This window comes from Emticicia aquatilis, assembly GCF_014644295.1.
Taxonomy (GTDB): Bacteria; Bacteroidota; Bacteroidia; order Cytophagales; family Spirosomataceae; genus Emticicia; species Emticicia aquatilis.
Window position 1 is genome coordinate 241,940 of sequence record NZ_BMKK01000005.1, and the last position, 17,212, is coordinate 259,151.

General features: G+C 37.6%; 16 protein-coding genes. 9 read left to right on the plus strand and 7 right to left on the minus strand.

All coding sequences use genetic code 11. The features are described 5' to 3' along the window. Nucleotides 1-86 precede the first annotated feature (86 nt). The 4 genes from IEX65_RS13550 to IEX65_RS13565 all read left to right on the plus strand — a co-directional run bounded on the left by IEX65_RS13550 (nt 87) and on the right by IEX65_RS13565 (nt 3,114). Nucleotides 87-611, plus strand: coding sequence for an RNA polymerase sigma factor (locus tag IEX65_RS13550; protein WP_188766619.1), 525 nt, complete (start codon nt 87-89; stop codon nt 609-611). An 11-nt stretch (nt 612-622) separates the two neighbouring features. Beyond that, the gene (locus IEX65_RS13555; RefSeq protein ID WP_229250674.1) at nt 623-1,345 is read left to right on the plus strand and encodes a HEAT repeat domain-containing protein; all 723 of its coding nucleotides are present in this window, start codon (nt 623-625) and stop codon (nt 1,343-1,345) included. 22 nt (nt 1,346-1,367) lie between these two features. Continuing rightward, nucleotides 1,368-2,228, plus strand: coding sequence for a DUF4097 family beta strand repeat-containing protein (locus IEX65_RS13560; protein ID WP_188766620.1), 861 nt, complete (start codon nt 1,368-1,370; stop codon nt 2,226-2,228). Between the two features lie 61 nt (nt 2,229-2,289). Beyond that, complete coding sequence (locus IEX65_RS13565; RefSeq protein WP_188766621.1) at nt 2,290-3,114, plus strand: DUF4097 family beta strand repeat-containing protein; 825 nt, start codon at nt 2,290-2,292, stop codon at nt 3,112-3,114. Between the two features lie 66 nt (nt 3,115-3,180). Here the strand turns inward: IEX65_RS13565 and IEX65_RS13570 are convergent, their stop codons facing one another. Further along, complete coding sequence (locus IEX65_RS13570; RefSeq protein ID WP_188766622.1) at nt 3,181-3,555, minus strand: DoxX-related protein; 375 nt, start codon at nt 3,553-3,555, stop codon at nt 3,181-3,183. A 191-nt stretch (nt 3,556-3,746) separates the two neighbouring features. Between IEX65_RS13570 and IEX65_RS13575 the strand changes: the two genes are divergently transcribed. Beyond that, on the plus strand, nt 3,747-4,220 hold the full coding sequence (locus tag IEX65_RS13575; protein ID WP_188766623.1) for a flavin reductase family protein: 474 nt from the start codon (nt 3,747-3,749) through the stop codon (nt 4,218-4,220). A gap of 59 nt (nt 4,221-4,279) precedes the next feature. On the opposite strand, the gene IEX65_RS13580 is transcribed toward IEX65_RS13575, so the two are convergent. The 3 genes from IEX65_RS13580 to IEX65_RS13590 form a co-directional block, all read right to left on the minus strand. After that, nucleotides 4,280-5,152: an RHS repeat domain-containing protein gene (locus IEX65_RS13580; protein ID WP_188766624.1), complete on the minus strand. Its 873-nt coding sequence runs from the start codon at nt 5,150-5,152 to the stop codon at nt 4,280-4,282. A 50-nt stretch (nt 5,153-5,202) separates the two neighbouring features. Beyond that, a complete protein-coding gene (locus tag IEX65_RS13585) occupies nt 5,203-8,415 on the minus strand; it encodes an NPCBM/NEW2 domain-containing protein (RefSeq protein ID WP_188766625.1) in 3,213 nt (1,070 codons plus the stop codon). A 75-nt stretch (nt 8,416-8,490) separates the two neighbouring features. Then, entirely contained in the window at nt 8,491-9,273 is a 783-nt protein-coding gene (locus tag IEX65_RS13590) for an enoyl-CoA hydratase/isomerase family protein (protein WP_188766626.1), read from the minus strand. 191 nt (nt 9,274-9,464) lie between these two features. Between IEX65_RS13590 and IEX65_RS13595 the strand changes: the two genes are divergently transcribed. The 4 genes from IEX65_RS13595 to IEX65_RS13610 are packed head-to-tail and all read left to right on the plus strand — an operon-like array spanning nt 9,465 to nt 13,317. Next, nucleotides 9,465-11,492 carry a KUP/HAK/KT family potassium transporter gene (locus IEX65_RS13595; RefSeq protein ID WP_510185808.1) on the plus strand — a complete coding sequence of 676 codons (2,028 nt, stop codon included), beginning with the start codon at nt 9,465-9,467 and terminating at the stop codon, nt 11,490-11,492. A gap of 3 nt (nt 11,493-11,495) precedes the next feature. Further along, nucleotides 11,496-11,999 (plus strand): DUF6932 family protein, encoded by a 504-nt coding sequence (locus IEX65_RS13600; protein WP_188766627.1) that lies wholly within the window; start codon nt 11,496-11,498, stop codon nt 11,997-11,999. Further along, nucleotides 11,980-12,198 (plus strand): hypothetical protein, encoded by a 219-nt coding sequence (locus IEX65_RS13605; RefSeq protein WP_188766628.1) that lies wholly within the window; start codon nt 11,980-11,982, stop codon nt 12,196-12,198. The genes IEX65_RS13600 and IEX65_RS13605 overlap by 20 nt, the downstream gene beginning before the upstream one ends. Before the next feature lie 54 nt (nt 12,199-12,252). Beyond that, nucleotides 12,253-13,317, plus strand: coding sequence for an NAD-dependent epimerase/dehydratase family protein (locus IEX65_RS13610; protein WP_188766629.1), 1,065 nt, complete (start codon nt 12,253-12,255; stop codon nt 13,315-13,317). 193 nt (nt 13,318-13,510) lie between these two features. On the opposite strand, the gene IEX65_RS13615 is transcribed toward IEX65_RS13610, so the two are convergent. The 3 genes from IEX65_RS13615 to IEX65_RS13625 all read right to left on the minus strand — a co-directional run bounded on the left by IEX65_RS13615 (nt 13,511) and on the right by IEX65_RS13625 (nt 17,194). Beyond that, complete coding sequence (locus tag IEX65_RS13615; protein ID WP_188766630.1) at nt 13,511-15,868, minus strand: prolyl oligopeptidase family serine peptidase; 2,358 nt, start codon at nt 15,866-15,868, stop codon at nt 13,511-13,513. Nucleotides 15,869-15,940: 72 nt separating this feature from the next. After that, a complete protein-coding gene (locus IEX65_RS13620; RefSeq protein WP_188766631.1) occupies nt 15,941-16,570 on the minus strand; it encodes an LON peptidase substrate-binding domain-containing protein in 630 nt (209 codons plus the stop codon). 105 nt (nt 16,571-16,675) lie between these two features. After that, on the minus strand, nt 16,676-17,194 hold the full coding sequence (locus tag IEX65_RS13625) for a gliding motility lipoprotein GldH (RefSeq protein WP_188766632.1): 519 nt from the start codon (nt 17,192-17,194) through the stop codon (nt 16,676-16,678). Nucleotides 17,195-17,212: the final 18 nt, after the last annotated feature.

Here is a 17,212-nt window from a genome sequence, read left to right on the forward strand (position 1 = left end):
CTTTCTTTTTTTGCTAAGTTTCCACATTCAAATAACAAAACTTATATATATTCTGACGCTTGAACGCTCTATCCGACAATAACCTAATGCTCAAAGTAAAAACGGGCGATTTGGATAAGATGGGCCTGCTCTTTGAGCGGTATCATCGAGCTTTATTGGCCTTTTTTTACCACTCAACAGGGCAGTCGGCTCACAGTGAAGATTTGGTACAGACGGTATTTTACCGAATGCTCAAATATCGACACACTTTTATAGAAAATGGCGAGTTCAGAACTTGGATGTACCATTTGGCTCGAAATGTATTAAACGATTCAATTAAAAAGAATCACCGAATGAGTTATCAGTCGGATATGACAAGCATGAGCGAGCAAGCATTTACTGAGCCTTCGGCCGATAAGCAACTCGAAAAAAAACAGGAACACGAAAACCTTCATGCGGCCTTAGCAAAGCTTAGTTCTGAGCATCGAGAAGTTTTAGTTTTGAGCCGTTTTCAAGATTTATCGTACAACGAAATTGCCGATATTTTACAAACCACCGAGGGCAATATCAAAGTAAAAGTACACAGAGCCATGAAAGAGTTGAAAAGTATTTATTTGAAAGAAATGATTTAAATTACCAGATGATGATGAACGAAGAATTTGATGATATAGAAAAACAACTTTGGGAACAAATGGGTAACCTTCCAACGCCCAACCCAAGCCCAAACATGAAAACTCGTTTTCATGCGATGCTTGATACTTACAAAGCCGAAGTTGAAGACAAAAAAGCAAGTAGTTTTAGCGTGTTTTTAATGAAATTAAAGCAAGTTTTCACCTACAAAACATCCAACAACTGGGCTTATGCGATTATATTGATAATGATGAGTGGCATCATCGGATACTTTGCCGGAAAACCTAATAATCAAGCAGTTGCCGACCAAAATGATGTAAAGAAGCTGTCGTCAGAAGTGCAAGAAATGAAAGAAATGATGATGCTTTCGATGCTCGAAAACCCAACCGCCACCGAACGCCTCAAGGCCGTAAGTTATACACAAGAACTCAACAAAGTTGATGATAAAGTGATTGATGCTTTGCTAACAACCCTAAACTCTGACCCGAATGAAAACGTTCGCCTCGTTACGCTCGAAGCCTTGATTCAACTGGGCAATAACCCGAGGGTACGAGAAGGCTTAGTGCAGTCGCTTATGAAGCAAGAATCGCCACTTGTGCAAGTTGCACTGGCCGATGCAATGGTGAAATTACAAGAAAAACGCTCTGTCAAACAGTTTAAGCAATTACTTCAAAAAGAAAACCTCAACAAAGCCGTGAAAGGCAAAATTGAGAAAACGATTCAAGTACTTTCGTAGAACACAAAACAAACACAAAATTATGAAAAAACTAATTATTCCGATTCTGTCGGGAGTGGTATTGTCATGCACAAACGCACCCGCACAAGAACCAAAATTCACCGAAACCATCAAGAAAGAGTTTGTGGTTTCACCCAGCAGTGTGTTGGCAGTTTATAACATTGATGGCTTTATCAAAGTCGAAGGTTATGAAGGCAATAAGGTTTTGATTGAAGTCGAGAAAACCATTTCGGGCAAAACTAATGAGATTGTAGAAGAAGGAAAGCGAGAATTTAAACTCGAATTTGAGCAGAAGGCAGATAGCCTAATCGCATACATTTCCGAGCCGTTCGATTCTCGACCAAACCGAAATCGTGATAGATGGAATAAGGATGAATACCGTAAAATTCATTATCGGTATAACCTGGATTTTACGATTAAAGTGCCTAAAAGTATGAATTTGGCGGTTTCAACGATTAATAACGGAGATGTAATGATAGCCGATGTAAATGGTTTATTAAAAGCCAATAATATCAATGGCAAAATTACGCTCAAAAACGTTAAAGCGGCTACCGAGGTACGCACCATCAATGGCGATGTAAATATCAATTATATATCTTCGCCGCCCGATAATGCTAAATATTACACACTAAACGGAAATTTAAATATCAGTTATCCAGCCGATTTTTCGGCCGATTGCGAGTTCAAAACTTTCCAAGGGGATTTCTATACCGATTTCGATAATGTAGAGAAACTACCCGCTCGTGTAACAAAAACCACTAACGAAACCGACAAAGGTACCACCCACAAACTCAGTAAAGGTAGCATTATAAGAATTGGGACTGGGGGGAAAAGTCTAAAATTTGAAACTTTCAACGGGAATGTTTATATCAAAAAATCGTAAAGCAATTTAGAGAATTGCTACATCTAAAATCAAAAAATAATATTTCAAGAATCTTAAAAATATGAAATCGCAAAAAACAATATTCGCTGCATTGATGCTAATGTTATCTGCATCGTTTTATGCCCAAAGTCAAGAACGTGAGCAACTTACCGTTCCGTTATCTGACCCCGCCAAAGAAGTAAAACTCAACGTCAACCTAATCACAGGCTCAATTAAAGTCATGGGTTATGATGGCAAAGATATTATTATTGATGCTATCGCTCCTGTTTCGGAGAAAAAACAAACTCGTGAGCGAGCCGACGGAATGAAGAAAATTTCAACCAACGATGGTTTCGAGATAGTGGCTCGTGAACAAAATAACATCGTCAATGTCAGCACCGACCGTGTTAATATGAAGGTAAACCTGACAATAAAGGTACCTCGTAAAGCATCGCTCAAACTCAAAACTATCAATGATGGCGATATTTATGTGGAAAGTGTAGCTGGAAATCACGAAATATCAAATATCAACGGCGAAATCAAGATGAAAAATGTGGCAGGTTCGGTTGTTGCCAATACCATCAACGAAAACATCATCATTAACTTCACCGACATCACACCCAATACCCCAATGGCTTTCACGACTCTCAATGGTAACGTAGATGTAACGTTTCCAGCCAATTTAAAAGCCAATGTTAAGCTAAAGTCTGACATGGGTGAAGTACTAACCGATTTTGATATTGATGTTGATAAAACAGCCGCAAAAGTCAAACAAACGGCTGATAAAGAAAAAGGTCTTTACAAAATTCAGAAAGACGAATGGACGTATGGAAAAATCAACGGTGGCGGCCCTGAAATCATGATGAAAACCATGCACGGCGATGTACTGATTCGTAAGATAAAATAACAAAAAAAACACCCAGTCGAAATTCGGCTGGGTGCATACTGTTCAGTTTAGGGTAGGTATCAAAAATCATTCAACAGGCTGTGTGCTTGCATATACCAAAGCACCACCTGCAATCGCAAGGTCTTTCAATAAGCTCATCATTGACATCTGCCCGCTATCTCCACCTGCCATTACTCCTGGTAGGTGAATAGCCAAAACAAACACTAATAATAAAACAGCAAGTAAAGCTGACGCAAGGCGAGCTTTCTTTTGCATAATAATTGCCACAGCGGCTGCAATAAGGGCTACTCCTGTAATATACACCCAAATAACACCTCCGGGAATTGGAACCATCTTAGCCATTCCTTCAGCACCCAAAAAATGAAAAATACCGAAAATGGCCATCGGGATAGCCAAGAGAAAACGGCCGATTTTTGTAAGCGGCGAGATTACTGCTTCCATGATAAATAAGTTAGGTTAGGTTTAGGGTTAAATAGAATTTCGTTGTAATATTAAATTTTTTATTGGATAAATACAAATTTAATACTCAAAATTTTATGTATGTACATACATTATTTTCAATATTCATCTCGTTTTGTCAAAACATTCCATTTTATAAAACGTTAGTATATTGAAATTTCTATCTATATGCCATGCCAAAATCACTATTAAAATATAAAAACTATGATGTGCATTCCATAACAACCGTACACGACGGAAACATCAATGCCAATATTGCAACTTGGGTTATGCAAACGGCAATGGGCGGAAAAATTGTTTGTGTGTCTCTTTATAAAGTTGATTATACGATTGAACTCGTGAGGGTTTCTAAGGTGCTAAACATCAATTTGTTGCATATCGAACAGACGGGCTTAATAAACAAATTGGGTCGTAGAAGTGGAAAAGACAGCAATAAATTTAAAAACTTAAAGTTTGAATTAGATAATAGAGGGTGTCCGTTCTTGACCGAAGCCATTGGCTATATTCAATGTAAAGTTTTACATTCGACCGATGCAGGGGACCACGAATTGTTTATATGTGAGGTATTAAAACAGGTAGTTTTAAATCCCGAAAAAGAAGTAATGACCAATAATTATTTGAGAGAAAAAGGATTGGTTCGAGGTTAAATGTTAAATAAAAACGCCATTCAACGTTCTGCTGAATGGCGTTTTTGATATAGTTATCATTACTTGCAATCGTAAGTATAAGTGGCACTTCCTTCGAGTTTATCTTTACCATCAATTTGAATGTAAGTCATCTTTGTTGGAAGATTATCTTTGCTATACTCATATTTATAAGTAGTAGTAACAGGGTCTGTACTAAAAACACCTAATAACTTATCTGTCAAAACATTATTAGCATTTACAAATTTGGTCATATTTGTTCCAAAAAAAGCCCCCACGATAATAAACGGAATATTAGCTTTTGCCAAACCTGCATTCACAAATACATTCGATTTAGCATCAAATGTTAGATTTTCAATTAATGTTTCTTTCTTCCCATCTGCACTGGCAATTAATTTCTTAATATTATTGCCTTGATATTCGAGGATAAAATCAATATTTCCGTCTTCAGTTACGGCTGTCACTTGCGAAACCTGCCCGCTGGCATTTGTGGTAAGCTTATATTCAGTTATAAAGAGCGAAACAGGCGTATTCTTAGCCGTATATTTGATATTCGACATATTGCCTTTCGAATCATACGAATAAGTATATGTTTCAACCCCAGCTCCATCAACTAAAGTAAGTTTTGTAACCCTATTATTGGCATCATATTCATAAGTCGATAATGCCCCATCTTGGTCAGATGTAGTTAAGAGATTCTTGGTATTATAAGCCAGCTTATTTGTATAAGTATCACCATCTTCTACTTCGACAATCGTTTTTACATAGCATTTCGTAGTGGTTGTTGTCGTACCTGTATTAGAACCCGTTGTCGGGCTATTGGTCGAATTTCCTTGGTTAGTGCTTGCTCCAGTGATAAGATTTTCTTCTTCACAAGAATTAAGAATTAACAGCGAAAAGGTTGAAAGTGTCAGCAGCAATAAAAGTTTTCTCATTACAGGTGTATGATTTTGTTATTTTATTCACAAAATTATAAAAAAAACTATTAATTATCACATCCTTGTATAGTTGCTTTAAAAACACTTCCTGCACTAACACTAAACCCTGGTAAAAGCTCAATTTTGTTAGTTGCTTGATAATTAACCTTTGACGCTCCCGACAAAGCATTGCTGGCACTAATCGAATCCGCTGCTTTTAGGGTAGCGTTTGTATTGGTGTAATTATCTGCTGTGGTCAAGTTTAAGCTCGATACACAAGGGGTAAACGTTAAAGCCAACGATTTACTTGCTGCACGATTATTAGCGTCATCTCTCGCTTGTACGGAAACAATATACGTTCCGGCCGCTAAAGCTGGTAACGAATAACTAAGATTTACGGTACTATCTATTTTTACTCCATTTACGATTATTTCGTATGTAATATTAGTTGTTACATCATCGGTTGATGGATTCCACGATAATTGATAATTATTGGATATTGGTGCTATACTTGTCAAATTGCTTGGTGTTGTTGGTGGTAAGACATCGCTATTTACACTTTCTAACAAAAATTTAGCATCGGCCCAATCTCCATGGTCACAAAAATTATTGTCTCCCGAAGTATCAGTAATTAATTTTATTTGAGAGGTGTTACTTATATCAAGATTTACATCTACTGTTGCTGATGATGGATATAAAGTCGGGCTTGTATAAGCCAAATTATTATCTTTATATATTTTAAAAATAACACTTCCGCAGTTTCCATCTAAAACCTCATCGTCAATACCAATTTTTGCTTTAAATGTATTATACTGATTAGGTGTCAAATTATAGATTATTTCCGAATTGGCATGTGTCCCAAGTCCTTTAGCATAAGTTGTACCGTTAAGTGTTAAAGTCCTTCCATCACCCACAGCATCTTCACCATTACTTTTATCAATTTCAACTGGTCCAAAACCATTAGTACTTGACACAGCTGTTAAGTCTGAAACATAAACCTGAGCACTACCCCCAGAATTAGCTTTAGCTACAAAATCAATCTTTGAGCTTGGCGTAGCATTATTTCCTAAGTCAATGGCTTTTACATAACATTCAAAAGATTGATTTAAGATGCTTGTCTGAGAAGTGTATTGATAAGAAAGCGTTTGAGCATTTACAATAGCTTTGGATACTCCATTGACAAATATCTCATAAGAGTTAATACCAGTATTATCAGAAACACTATTCCATGATAAATTGAATGAGTTATTTGTAATATTATATACTTTAATTAATGGCTCATCGGGCGGAGTAATATCACTTGGATTACAGTTAGGATAAATGTCTTTTATGGAGGTCGTTGAAAGTCCATAAGAGTCTGTTACTCTTAACGTAACTCTGTAAAAATACAAGTGTCCATCACACGGTACAATTTCAAGATTCACCTGCGAGGTTTGTCTTGTTACATCTAAAGCAGGGTGTGAGTGGTCGTCGTGATATAAACGGACTGTCCAACGATAAGTAAGTTGACTACTGGCTTCTTCGTTGTCAGAAACTTGTGCAGAAAGGGCAATAATATCAGTGCCATTGTTATTGAAGAAATTAATAGCATCAACACTGGTAGAGTTTATAACTGGAGGTGTATTATTGAGCGAGATAATAGTAGAGGTTGTATCTGTCAGCCCACCTTCATCAGTAACAGTAAGCAAAACCTTAAAAGCCTGTGGATTTGACGAACCATTATCAAATGTATGAGAAGGGTTCACTCCACTTCCAGTCTGTCCATCACCAAAATCCCATGTGTATGTGAGAGTACCTGTATTTTCAGGGTCAGTAGAGGCCGAAGCATCGAAAGTAACATTTAAAGGCGAAGTTCCATTTTTAGTACTTGGTGTAAATTTTGCCGTTGGAGCAATATTAGTACCTAAAGTATAGTAAATTCTACGAATTTCCTGTGGGTCTCCTTCATTGAAACCTAATTTCACATAATAAAGTGCTTGGTCAGCTGGGTTATAAGCCAAAGTTACAGCTCCAAGAGCGATTGTATTCAAATCTCTAAATGATGTTGGGTTCTCGTTATTATCAAACGAAAAGCTCTTAATCCAACCAGGAGTAAAGTCAGCAAAAATATAAGAGTTACGGTATTCTTCTGGAAACGCCGTACCTGTGTACCAAACTCCTCCGATAGAACACGTACCTGTAAAGTTACTGCCAGGAAATTCGTCAGAACCAATCGTATGAGCCATATCATTAATGATTACTCGAGCAGAAATGTCTTCTTGAGAGCCTTCGTGTATCCATTCTACGGTTGGTTTTTTGTAAGTTGCAGGTGTATAAGTCGGATTTGACCACAACGTCGGTCTATCATTTCCTTCATAAATCGGCCACCCAAAATTTTGCCCTCCTTGGGTAATGATATTTAATTCTTCACGGTTATTCCAACCAACTTCTCCGATATACACTATCCCAGGTGAGCCAGAGTTAGGTCTTACTGAAAGTCTGAAAGGATTTCGGAATCCTAACGCCCAAACACGAGATTGAGCCGAGCGAGGAGCATTTGAATCATAAAACGGATTTCCTCCTACTCCATCACCAGTGTTAGGGTCAATTCTAAGAATTTTCCCATTAAGAGAGTTTATCATCTGACAACGATATACCCTATCTTCGACATTTTCAGCCTCTGATAAAATCCCATCAGCCAATGCTTCGCCATCATAATCAATACCGAGACCACCATCACCACTACCAATAAACAATGTTCCATCATTACCAAAAGCCATACCTCCACCAGCATGATTTGTGCCTGTAATTGGAATACCTGTCGATTTTGTTTCACCCAAAAGTACTAACCTTGAACCATAATCAACCGTAGTTGGGGTTTGCGGAGTAGGTGTTGTATATCTTGTTACACGAGCAATAGTTGCTCCTTCAAGCGAGGTATTAGGGTCGTATCCCTCAGTGCCATAGTTTAGTAAATAATGCCTATCAACAACATAATATAAATAAACATGACCATTATTGATAAAATTGGGGTCTAATGCAAAACCTAAAATACCATAATCTCCATATATGGCAACTTCTTCCGAAATATCAATAAATAAAGTTTTTACATTATTTTCAACTACATATACTTTCCCATCTTTCTCCCAAACATACATTTTACCATTAGCATCGAATGTCAATCCTGTTGGGTTTTGCCAATTATTAGAGTGTAGTTGGTCAACAAAGCCATTTGGAACTTGAGCTTTGCTTACAAAAGTTGTGAATATTGAAATAATAATTATTTGTAAGAGTTTCCTCATAATATTATGCACAGGTTAATGTATATTCTATTCAAGTTGTAGGACGGATTTTTCTAAAATTAAGTTGCTTCATTACTATTTACCTTTAAAGTTTGGCTTTCTTTTCTGTAAAAATGCCATTACTCCCTCCGCAAAATCATGGGTTTTACCTAAAATATATTGATTCTCAGCTTCTTGCTCAAGTATTTCCGCTATTGTGCTGCTGTAAGATTGATTCAGTACTTTTTTCATCAAACCAATAGATTTTGTTGGAGCGGTTTTATAATATTCTACCAATTCGCCTACGGTTTCGTCTAAGTTCTCATAGGCTACCGCTTTTGTTACTAATCCTAAGGTCAACGCTTCATCCATATAAACTTTCCGACCAGTACTACACAATTCAAATGCCTTTTGCATCCCGATGATTCTTGGCAAAAAATACATCGAACCAGCGTCAGGCATCAAGCCAATTCCGACAAAAAGCTCACTCATGTAAGCTTCTTTATTAGCAATAATCAAATCACATGCCAATGCCAACGACATCCCTGCTCCTGCTGCAATACCATTCATTCGACAGATAACAGGCTTTTCAGCATTTCTTATAGCTGCTATCATTGGATTATAATTTTTGCGAAGCGAATCTCCTAACGAAGCCATTCCTTCGTCCATACCTGCTTTCAAATCTGCCCCCGAACAAAACGCCTTATCACCTATTCCTGTAAGTACGATTACACGCACCGAATTATCGGTTGAAGATACCTCTACAGCCTTCGTAATTTCTTTGATGAGGCCCGTGCTAAGGGCATTATATACCTGTGGACGGTTGAGTGTAATGGTAGAAACACCATCAGAGATTTCCAAGAGTATGTTTTCGTACATAATTGACTATCAATTATTTGGTTTTGTTGTAAATTGTAATTTTTGAAGCGTACATCTGCATATACGGCAAATTAACATACAAAGTTGGGAAGGAAAGTGACTTAATAAAACATTTTCATTTAAAATTTCTTTGAATTGCTTCCGAAACTCTATATTTGCAAACTTTTTTTACAAATAATCAGAAAATTAAAGTGAGTCTAACTGGAAATGAGCAAGGTAGTGGCAACCATAGTAACGGGCATCACCACCATAATCTCGACAAAGTATCTGCTGCTGGACTGTTAATTGCAATGGGAATTATTTATGGTGATATTGGCACTTCACCATTGTATGTTCTAAAAGCCATTGCAGGAACTGAAGTTATTAATGAAGCAATAATACTGGGGGCATTATCATGTGTTTTTTGGACGCTAACAATGCAAACAACTCTAAAGTATGTAATCCTAACGTTAAGAGCCGATAACCGTGGCGAAGGTGGTATTTTGGCTCTCTTTGCATTAGTCCGTCGTCATGCCAGATGGTTGACAGTACCCGCAATAATAGGAGCAAGTGCATTGCTCGCCGACGGTATCATTACTCCCCCTATTTCAGTAGCCTCAGCCATCGAAGGATTACGCATCAAATTTCCTGATATTCAGCAAGATACTATCGTAAAAATTGTAATTGCGATTATATCTATCTTATTTATAGTACAGATTTTTGGAACAAAAAAAGTAGGATACTTATTTGGTCCTTTTATGCTTGCATGGTTTTCTATGTTAGCCATTTTGGGGGGTGCTTGGATAGCCAAAGATTTTACGGTGCTAAAAGCTGTAAATCCTTACTATGCTTACCAATTATTAGTAAAGCATCCTGGAGGATTTTGGATTTTGGGTTCTGTTTTTCTATGTACAACAGGGGCCGAGGCTTTATACTCTGATTTGGGTCACTGCGGGCGTGGCAATATCCGTATCAGTTGGGTCTTCGTGAAGATTTGTTTATTGCTCAATTATTTCGGACAAGGTGTGTATGTGATGAGTCTAAATGGACAAATGCTGGGCGATAAAAACCCTTTTTATAACCTAATGCCAGAATGGTTTTTACCTTTCGGGATTTTCATTGCTACTTCTGCTGCTATCATTGCAAGCCAAGCCTTGATAAGCGGTTCATTTACACTTATTTCGGAAGCTATTCGCTTAAATTTTTGGCCAAAAATAAAGGTTAATTATCCATCTGACCAAAAAGGACAAATTTATGTTCCAAGCATTAATATTTTGCTTTGGATTGGTTGTGTAGGCGTAGTTCTCTACTTCCGTGAATCGTCTGCGATGGAAGCTGCTTATGGTTTGTCGATAACCATGACAATGCTCATGACTACAACACTAATGGCTTATTATTTATATGCCAAGAAATACAACATTTGGGGCATAATTGCCTTTATTTTCATCTATTTCTGTATAGAAGTTGCTTTTCTTATTGCCAACCTCCAAAAATTCCCTCATGGTGGTTATGTATCCTTAATCATTGCGGGTATAATTGCCTTGGTAATGTACATTTGGATTCGTGCATTCAAAATCAAAGCAAGATTAACAGAATATGAGAAATTGGATAAATATACCGAATCATTAAAAGAATTGAGTTCGGATATTACCGTTCCAAAATACGCTACTCACTTAGTATTTTTGAGCAACGCAGGCCGTGCTTCGGAAATTGAAAACAAGATTATCTATTCTATTTTTCAGAAACGCCCCAAACGTGCCGATGTATATTGGTTCGTACACGTTGATACCGTTGATGACCCTTACACAATGGAATACAAGGTAATGACCGTAGCCGATGATGATGTTTATAAGGTCAATTTCCGTTTGGGATTCCGTGTTCCGCATAAAATAAATCTTTATTTCAGAAGAGTACTCGAAGACATGGTTAAAAATGGCGAAGTAGATATTCGTAGCCGATACGAATCTCTAAACCGACATAATGTAATCGGTGACTTTAGATTTGTTGTTCTTGAAAGGTTCCTTTCTTATGAAAACGAACTACCATTTTGGGAAGGATTAGTTATGAGGGCCTACTTTTTCATCAAACAATATACGCCTTCCGAAGATAAATGGTTCGGACTTGACAGTAGTGCTGTGAAAGTCGAAAAAGTACCATTTATCATTAAAGCCATTGATAATATCAACCTCAAGCGTATTCCGTGGGCAACTAATGGTTCGGGACAAACAAACGGGCATTAATAGATGAATGTACAATTTGATGAACGTGGCAACCTTTCTCCAAAAAACGAAGAAAAATTCAGCTTACAATTGTTGAAGCAATGCTTCGTTAATGAATTTCAAGAAAGCCAAACAAGGGAATTAATTTATGAAGGCTTAGTGAGGTTTTTAACTAACTTTTATAACTTTACTAAAACTTCTTTTGAAATTTGGATAGATGGCAGTTTTGTTACAAAAAAAGTCAATCCCAATGACATTGATATTGTTTTGATTATAGATGCTCATATTCTAAAACAGAAAGGAGCGGAAATTGAGAATTTATTCAAGTCAAAAGAAGCAAAATTAAGTTATAAAGTTGATGCTTATACCATTGCTGAATATGATATTGATAGTCCACAATATCCACTTTTTCAAATAGAAAGAGCTTATTGGGCAAACTGGTTTGGCTACACTCGAAGAAATCGCCAAGGAAAACGTTTTCCAAAAGGTTTCACAAAACTAACTTTCAATGGATATGAATATCAATGATGATAAATTAGCTCGAATAACTGACCTTTTGGAACAAATCCAAGAAACTGAGTCGATTATTCTATCTCATAAAAAACTCAACGGAATTCAAACTCAAATAGACCAATACGAAACTATTCGCGAAAACTTAGTGAATGAGCTTTCTGAACTAATGAATGAATTTCACTTCAAAATACAGTATCAAAAAGAGGCTGCATAGTCTTATCAACCAATAAAATTTAAGAAATTTTTCCTTCAGGAAAACCAATAGTTTATGAAAATACTCATCACAGGCGGAGCAGGATTTGTGGGTTCGGCCTTAGCACTTTCGTTGAAAGCAAATTATCCATCTTATGAAATTTATTGTCTCGATAATCTTCGCCGTAAAGGTTCAGAATTAAATGTATCTCGCCTCGGTAAAGCTGGCATCACATTCGTACACGGAGATATTCGCAGCAAAGAAGATTTCGATGCTCTCCCAATTGTTGACACCGTAATTGAGGCTTCGGCCGAACCTTCAGTTTTGGCTGGAATCAATGGCGGAACGCCCGATTATTTGATTAATACCAACCTTTTCGGAACGGTTAATTGCTTAAATTATGCCGTAAAATGCAACGCAAAGTTCATTTTCCTTTCTACGAGCCGAGTTTATCCAATCAAAACCATCGAAACCTTAGATTTTGAAGAAAAAGAAACTCGTTTTGTATTGACTGATAATCAACCAGTTAAAGGAGTTTCATCCAAAGGAATTGCTGAAGATTTTCCTTTGGATGGCGTTCGTTCACTTTATGGAACAACCAAACTGGCTTCTGAATTAATCATTCAAGAATATAACGAATTTTATAAACTTCAGACCGTTATCAACCGTTGTGGCGTGCTTACTGGCCCGTGGCAAATGGGTAAAGTTGACCAAGGAGTAATGGTGCTTTGGATTGCCAAACACTTCTTTGAGCAGCAACTTGCCTACATCGGTTACGGTGGCGAAGGAAAACAAACCCGTGATATTCTGCACGTGGCCGACCTTTATCGCTTGATTGACTGGCAATTACATAATTTTGAGAAAGTAAACGGCGAAATTCTAAACGCTGGTGGAGGTGTTGATGTAAGTGTTTCATTGCAAGAATTGACTGAGATTTGCCAACGAGTAACAGGCAAAACGATTCCGATTAAGAAAATTAAAGAAAACCGCCCTGCGGATATTCGTTTGTACGTAACCGATAACTCGAAAGTAACTGCCCTGACGGGTTGGAAACCAGAAATTGGTGTAGAAGAAATAGTAAAAGATATTACGCAATGGTTATCAGATAATCGTGCTGATTTAGAGCCGATTTTGAAATAAAAAAGTTTCCGTGGCACACTGTGCGTGTCACGGATAGTGGTTTCGACTCCGCTCAACCACCAAAAAAAGCAAATGTGGCACACCTGTTTATCGCTGATAACAAGGTGTGCCACATCTTTTTTTTACGCTGCCCGAGTGAAGTCGAGGACAACTCTACTCAATGGTGTCTGAGCGAAGTAGAAGACACACTCATCTACTTCAACCTTTCCTCAAATAACTTCAAAATACGCTTGTATTCATCCATCCAAGAAGTTGGTTCTACAAAGCCGTGGTCTTCCATCGGATAGCTGGCCATTTCCCAATTTTCTTTTTTCAATTCAATAAGGCGTTGAACCAAACGATATGAATCTTGAATGTGCACATTCACATCAACCATGCCATGACAAATCAATAAATGTCCTTTCAAACCAGCTGCGTGGTAAATTGGCGAACTTTTGCGATAAGCCAAACTATCAGTTTGTGGTTCGTTCAAGATATTTGCCGTGTATCCATGATTATAAGCTGCCCAATCAGTCACGGGGCGGAGTGCCGCACCTGCCGCAAAAACATCGGGCGTTGTAAACATGGCCATTAAAGTAATAAAACCACCATAAGAGCCACCATAAACACCTATTTTCTTAGGGTCAATGCCATATTTTGAAACCAACAATTTTGCTCCATCAACATTATCTTCTAAATCTTTTCCGCCCATAAAACGGTAGATTCCTGTGCGGTGGTCACGACCGTAGCCCGCACTTGCACGGTAATCAATATCCAAAACTGTATAACCTTTATCGACCAATAAATTATGAAACATATACTCTCTCGAATACTGACTCCACCATTTATGAGCATTTTGTAAATAGCCCGCACCGTGTACAAATATGACCGCTTTTTTATTCTTCAATTTGGCAGTTGGTTCATAAATTCTAGCAAAAACCTCTACACCATCACGAGCTGTAAATGAAATTACTTTTGCATCTTTCCAAGCATAGGCTTTAAATTCATCAGTTAACGAATTGGTCAATTGCTCGGCTTTGGCATTTGGCTTGTTTTCTTGCAAAAACAACTCCCATGGCTTATTGATGTATGAATAACGAATCGCCAAAGTTGATTCATCGGGCGAAAGCGTTACATCATTTGCCCCAACCATGCTTGTCAATTTTACACGCTCGCCACCTTCAACTGACATTTTATAGAAATGCTGTTCGCCTGGATGAACCTCGTTGGTAGTCAAGTAAAACGATTTTTTATCTCTTGAAAGTTGAGTTTGCTGCACCTCAAATTTACCTTTCGTAAGTTGTTTTTTCTCGCCAGTTACTAAGTTTACGGTGTAAAGATGCGAGTATCCATCGGCTTCTGACTGAAAATAAAGCGTTTGAGAATCGACCCAACCTAAACCTCCACCACCGAAATTAAAACCAATTCCTGGACCACCAACCCATGCTTCGTCGTGTTGGCGGTCGAGTAATTTTAGCTTGCCAGTAGCAGGGTCAAGTTGCATAATCCAACGGTCTTTGTTATCAACCGAACGAATATTTACAACCGCATACGAGCCGCTTGGCGACCAAATTGGACCTAAAACTATTACTTTACGAGCCGTTGCCTTCTTCTTTGTTGTATCTTTCTTGGCATAATCTTTCAAGAATTCTGGTTGGTCCATAATCCCTGGAATATCTTTCGTAACTATTTGATAAACAGTATCTTTCTTTATATCATAGACAAAATTTTCGTAGGTAGCCAATGGCGAACCGACTTTTGTACGAGCGGCAATATCTTCTGTAAAACCAGATTCGGTTACATAACTTGGTACAATCGTAGTTTTGGCGTTTTTAGGCTGTATCGAAAGTCGATAAGTGATGTAGCGTAAATCAGGGCTGATTTGTGATTGCTCTAAAGTTTTATCTTCGGTGTAAATTTCTTTCGGGCGTTTGGCTTGGTCGAGTTTAGCCAATTTCTCGGCTTCGTCTTTCTTTTCTTTGCGTTCTTTCAAGACATCAAACATGGCTAATTGGTCGGCTTTTAGCCATTTTTCTTCATCGTTGGCAGGCTTTGCTTCTGCTCTTTTGCTACCCGTCAAGAAATTGGATAATTGCGTAACCGAGCCATCTTCTAAACTCATGCTAAATAAGTTATTACTTCTTCCGAAAATAATCTTAGTTTCATCTCCACTAAAATATGGGTTCGATTCACGCTCAATAGTGTTGGTTAATTGCTTGATTTTTAAGGTTTTAGTGTAAAGCAAATACAGTTCTCCTTGCTTTTCGTAAACCTTCATTGAGCGGCTCGGGCTGTAAGTACCCGACTGAGCAGGTAAAGCTCGGCGTTCTTTGGGCGTAACTTTTACAGGTGTGCGGTCGGGTAAAACAAATTTATAGAGCGAATCACCTTTGTTTTTATCGGGATTCCACGAAAAATAGAGTGTTTTGCCATCTTCCGACCAAAAAATATTACTTGGTGAGGTGCCAATCCATTTTGATTGGTCTTGCATGATTTTTTCGACCGTAAGGGCTTGACCGAAAGTAAATTGAGCGAAAAAAATACTAATAAATAGTAGTAATGCTTTTTTCATTGACGAAGTTTGGATAGGGTTTGATATAAAAGAAAAAGTGCAATCTTTGCTGTTCAAAGATTGCACTTTTTCCTAAAAATTCAAAGGGTCGAGTTCTTTAAAGTGACCATTCATAGCGATTCGCTCTTTAGTTCGTTCGACTTCGGTCACGACTGGGATAATTCTTTCAAGGTGGTCAGCCAAAATTTCTTGTCTGACTTTTTCGCTGGAAGTTGTCAAAATTTCGTATTCTTCTTGCATTGAAATGCCAATTTTATGAGCAATTCGGTAGCTAAAAGGCATATATTCTGGTTTTTCGTAATCAACTTTTACTTTCAAAAGTCGATACAATTTTTCGACCAAACTCAATAAATATGGATTGATAACTTCGCTCAAATCTTCATTTTCGATAAAAACTACGTCTCCTCCTGCATATAATTTACCCTTAGTTGGATTCTGAAAATCAACAATTCTGAAAATACGTAAGCCCTTGGTTTTAATGTCCATTCGACCATCACCATAGCGTTTTGATAGTTGTTTTACTTCTACTTCTGTGCCGTAGCCGAGGAGTTTACTATTCACAAACGAAGGTATTCCGAAAGTTTTTTTTTCGTCGAGACATTCATTTATCAACTGACGATAACGAGGCTCGAATATATGTAGATTGAGGTCTTCGTGCGGAAAGACCACTAAATTTAGCGGAAAAAGAGGTAAAAAAGACATAAAATTCAGAGTTCTTAGTTTTTGACAGGCATTCCTGTTAGATGCTGAGTTATCTGATTTAAAACTTATAACTCAGGTTTAAAACTTCAAACTTCAAATAATAGATTATTGTTTTGGCGGTAGAGGTTTTTCAACGCTTACACCAACCGACATTACATAAGGGAGCGGGTCTTGACGCATATACTGCTTCAATTTGATAGTATATTTCCCTTTTTTCGGAAACATATAATTGCGAGTTGAAAGCACTTTATGGTCCCAAATATCGCCGAGTCCTTCACCCAATGGCTTCCCAGTTTTCGGGTCAAAAAGCGTCACTTCTTCGAGGCGATTGCTAATTTGTTTACCATCTGGCCCATAAATGTAGCGAGTTACATAAAGGTTATTGTAAGGATACTGAGAAGCATTACGAATCAAGAGATAGATATTATAAGGCACAGTTTCGTCTTTGACTTCAAACGTAAACGAAGGAATATTTTTTACGTACCAATTGGTCTCTTTTAAATCTTCGTAAGATTTAAAAATGGCATTACTATCGCACGATAAAACCCACACCGAAAGCACGAGCATGGAGCTAATAGTCAATGATTTTTTTAAGAATTTCACCAATTTTTGTTTATTATTCATCTATCTAATCTAATTTTT

Excerpts from the sequence above, each read along its gene's own strand:
- IEX65_RS13550 (WP_188766619.1), top strand. The coding sequence starts at position 87 with ATGCTCAAAGTAAAAACGGGCGATTTGGATAAGATGGGCCTGCTCTTT.
- IEX65_RS13555 (WP_229250674.1), top strand. The coding sequence starts at position 623 with ATGATGAACGAAGAATTTGATGATATAGAAAAACAACTTTGGGAACAA.
- IEX65_RS13560 (WP_188766620.1), top strand. The coding sequence starts at position 1,368 with ATGAAAAAACTAATTATTCCGATTCTGTCGGGAGTGGTATTGTCATGC.
- IEX65_RS13565 (WP_188766621.1), top strand. The coding sequence starts at position 2,290 with ATGAAATCGCAAAAAACAATATTCGCTGCATTGATGCTAATGTTATCT.
- IEX65_RS13570 (WP_188766622.1), bottom strand. The coding sequence starts at position 3,555 with ATGGAAGCAGTAATCTCGCCGCTTACAAAAATCGGCCGTTTTCTCTTG.
- IEX65_RS13575 (WP_188766623.1), top strand. The coding sequence starts at position 3,747 with ATGCCAAAATCACTATTAAAATATAAAAACTATGATGTGCATTCCATA.
- IEX65_RS13580 (WP_188766624.1), bottom strand. The coding sequence starts at position 5,152 with ATGAGAAAACTTTTATTGCTGCTGACACTTTCAACCTTTTCGCTGTTA.
- IEX65_RS13585 (WP_188766625.1), bottom strand. The coding sequence starts at position 8,415 with ATGAGGAAACTCTTACAAATAATTATTATTTCAATATTCACAACTTTT.
- IEX65_RS13590 (WP_188766626.1), bottom strand. The coding sequence starts at position 9,273 with ATGTACGAAAACATACTCTTGGAAATCTCTGATGGTGTTTCTACCATT.
- IEX65_RS13600 (WP_188766627.1), top strand. The coding sequence starts at position 11,496 with ATGAATGTACAATTTGATGAACGTGGCAACCTTTCTCCAAAAAACGAA.
- IEX65_RS13605 (WP_188766628.1), top strand. The coding sequence starts at position 11,980 with ATGGATATGAATATCAATGATGATAAATTAGCTCGAATAACTGACCTT.
- IEX65_RS13610 (WP_188766629.1), top strand. The coding sequence starts at position 12,253 with ATGAAAATACTCATCACAGGCGGAGCAGGATTTGTGGGTTCGGCCTTA.
- IEX65_RS13615 (WP_188766630.1), bottom strand. The coding sequence starts at position 15,868 with ATGAAAAAAGCATTACTACTATTTATTAGTATTTTTTTCGCTCAATTT.
- IEX65_RS13620 (WP_188766631.1), bottom strand. The coding sequence starts at position 16,570 with ATGTCTTTTTTACCTCTTTTTCCGCTAAATTTAGTGGTCTTTCCGCAC.
- IEX65_RS13625 (WP_188766632.1), bottom strand. The coding sequence starts at position 17,194 with ATGAATAATAAACAAAAATTGGTGAAATTCTTAAAAAAATCATTGACT.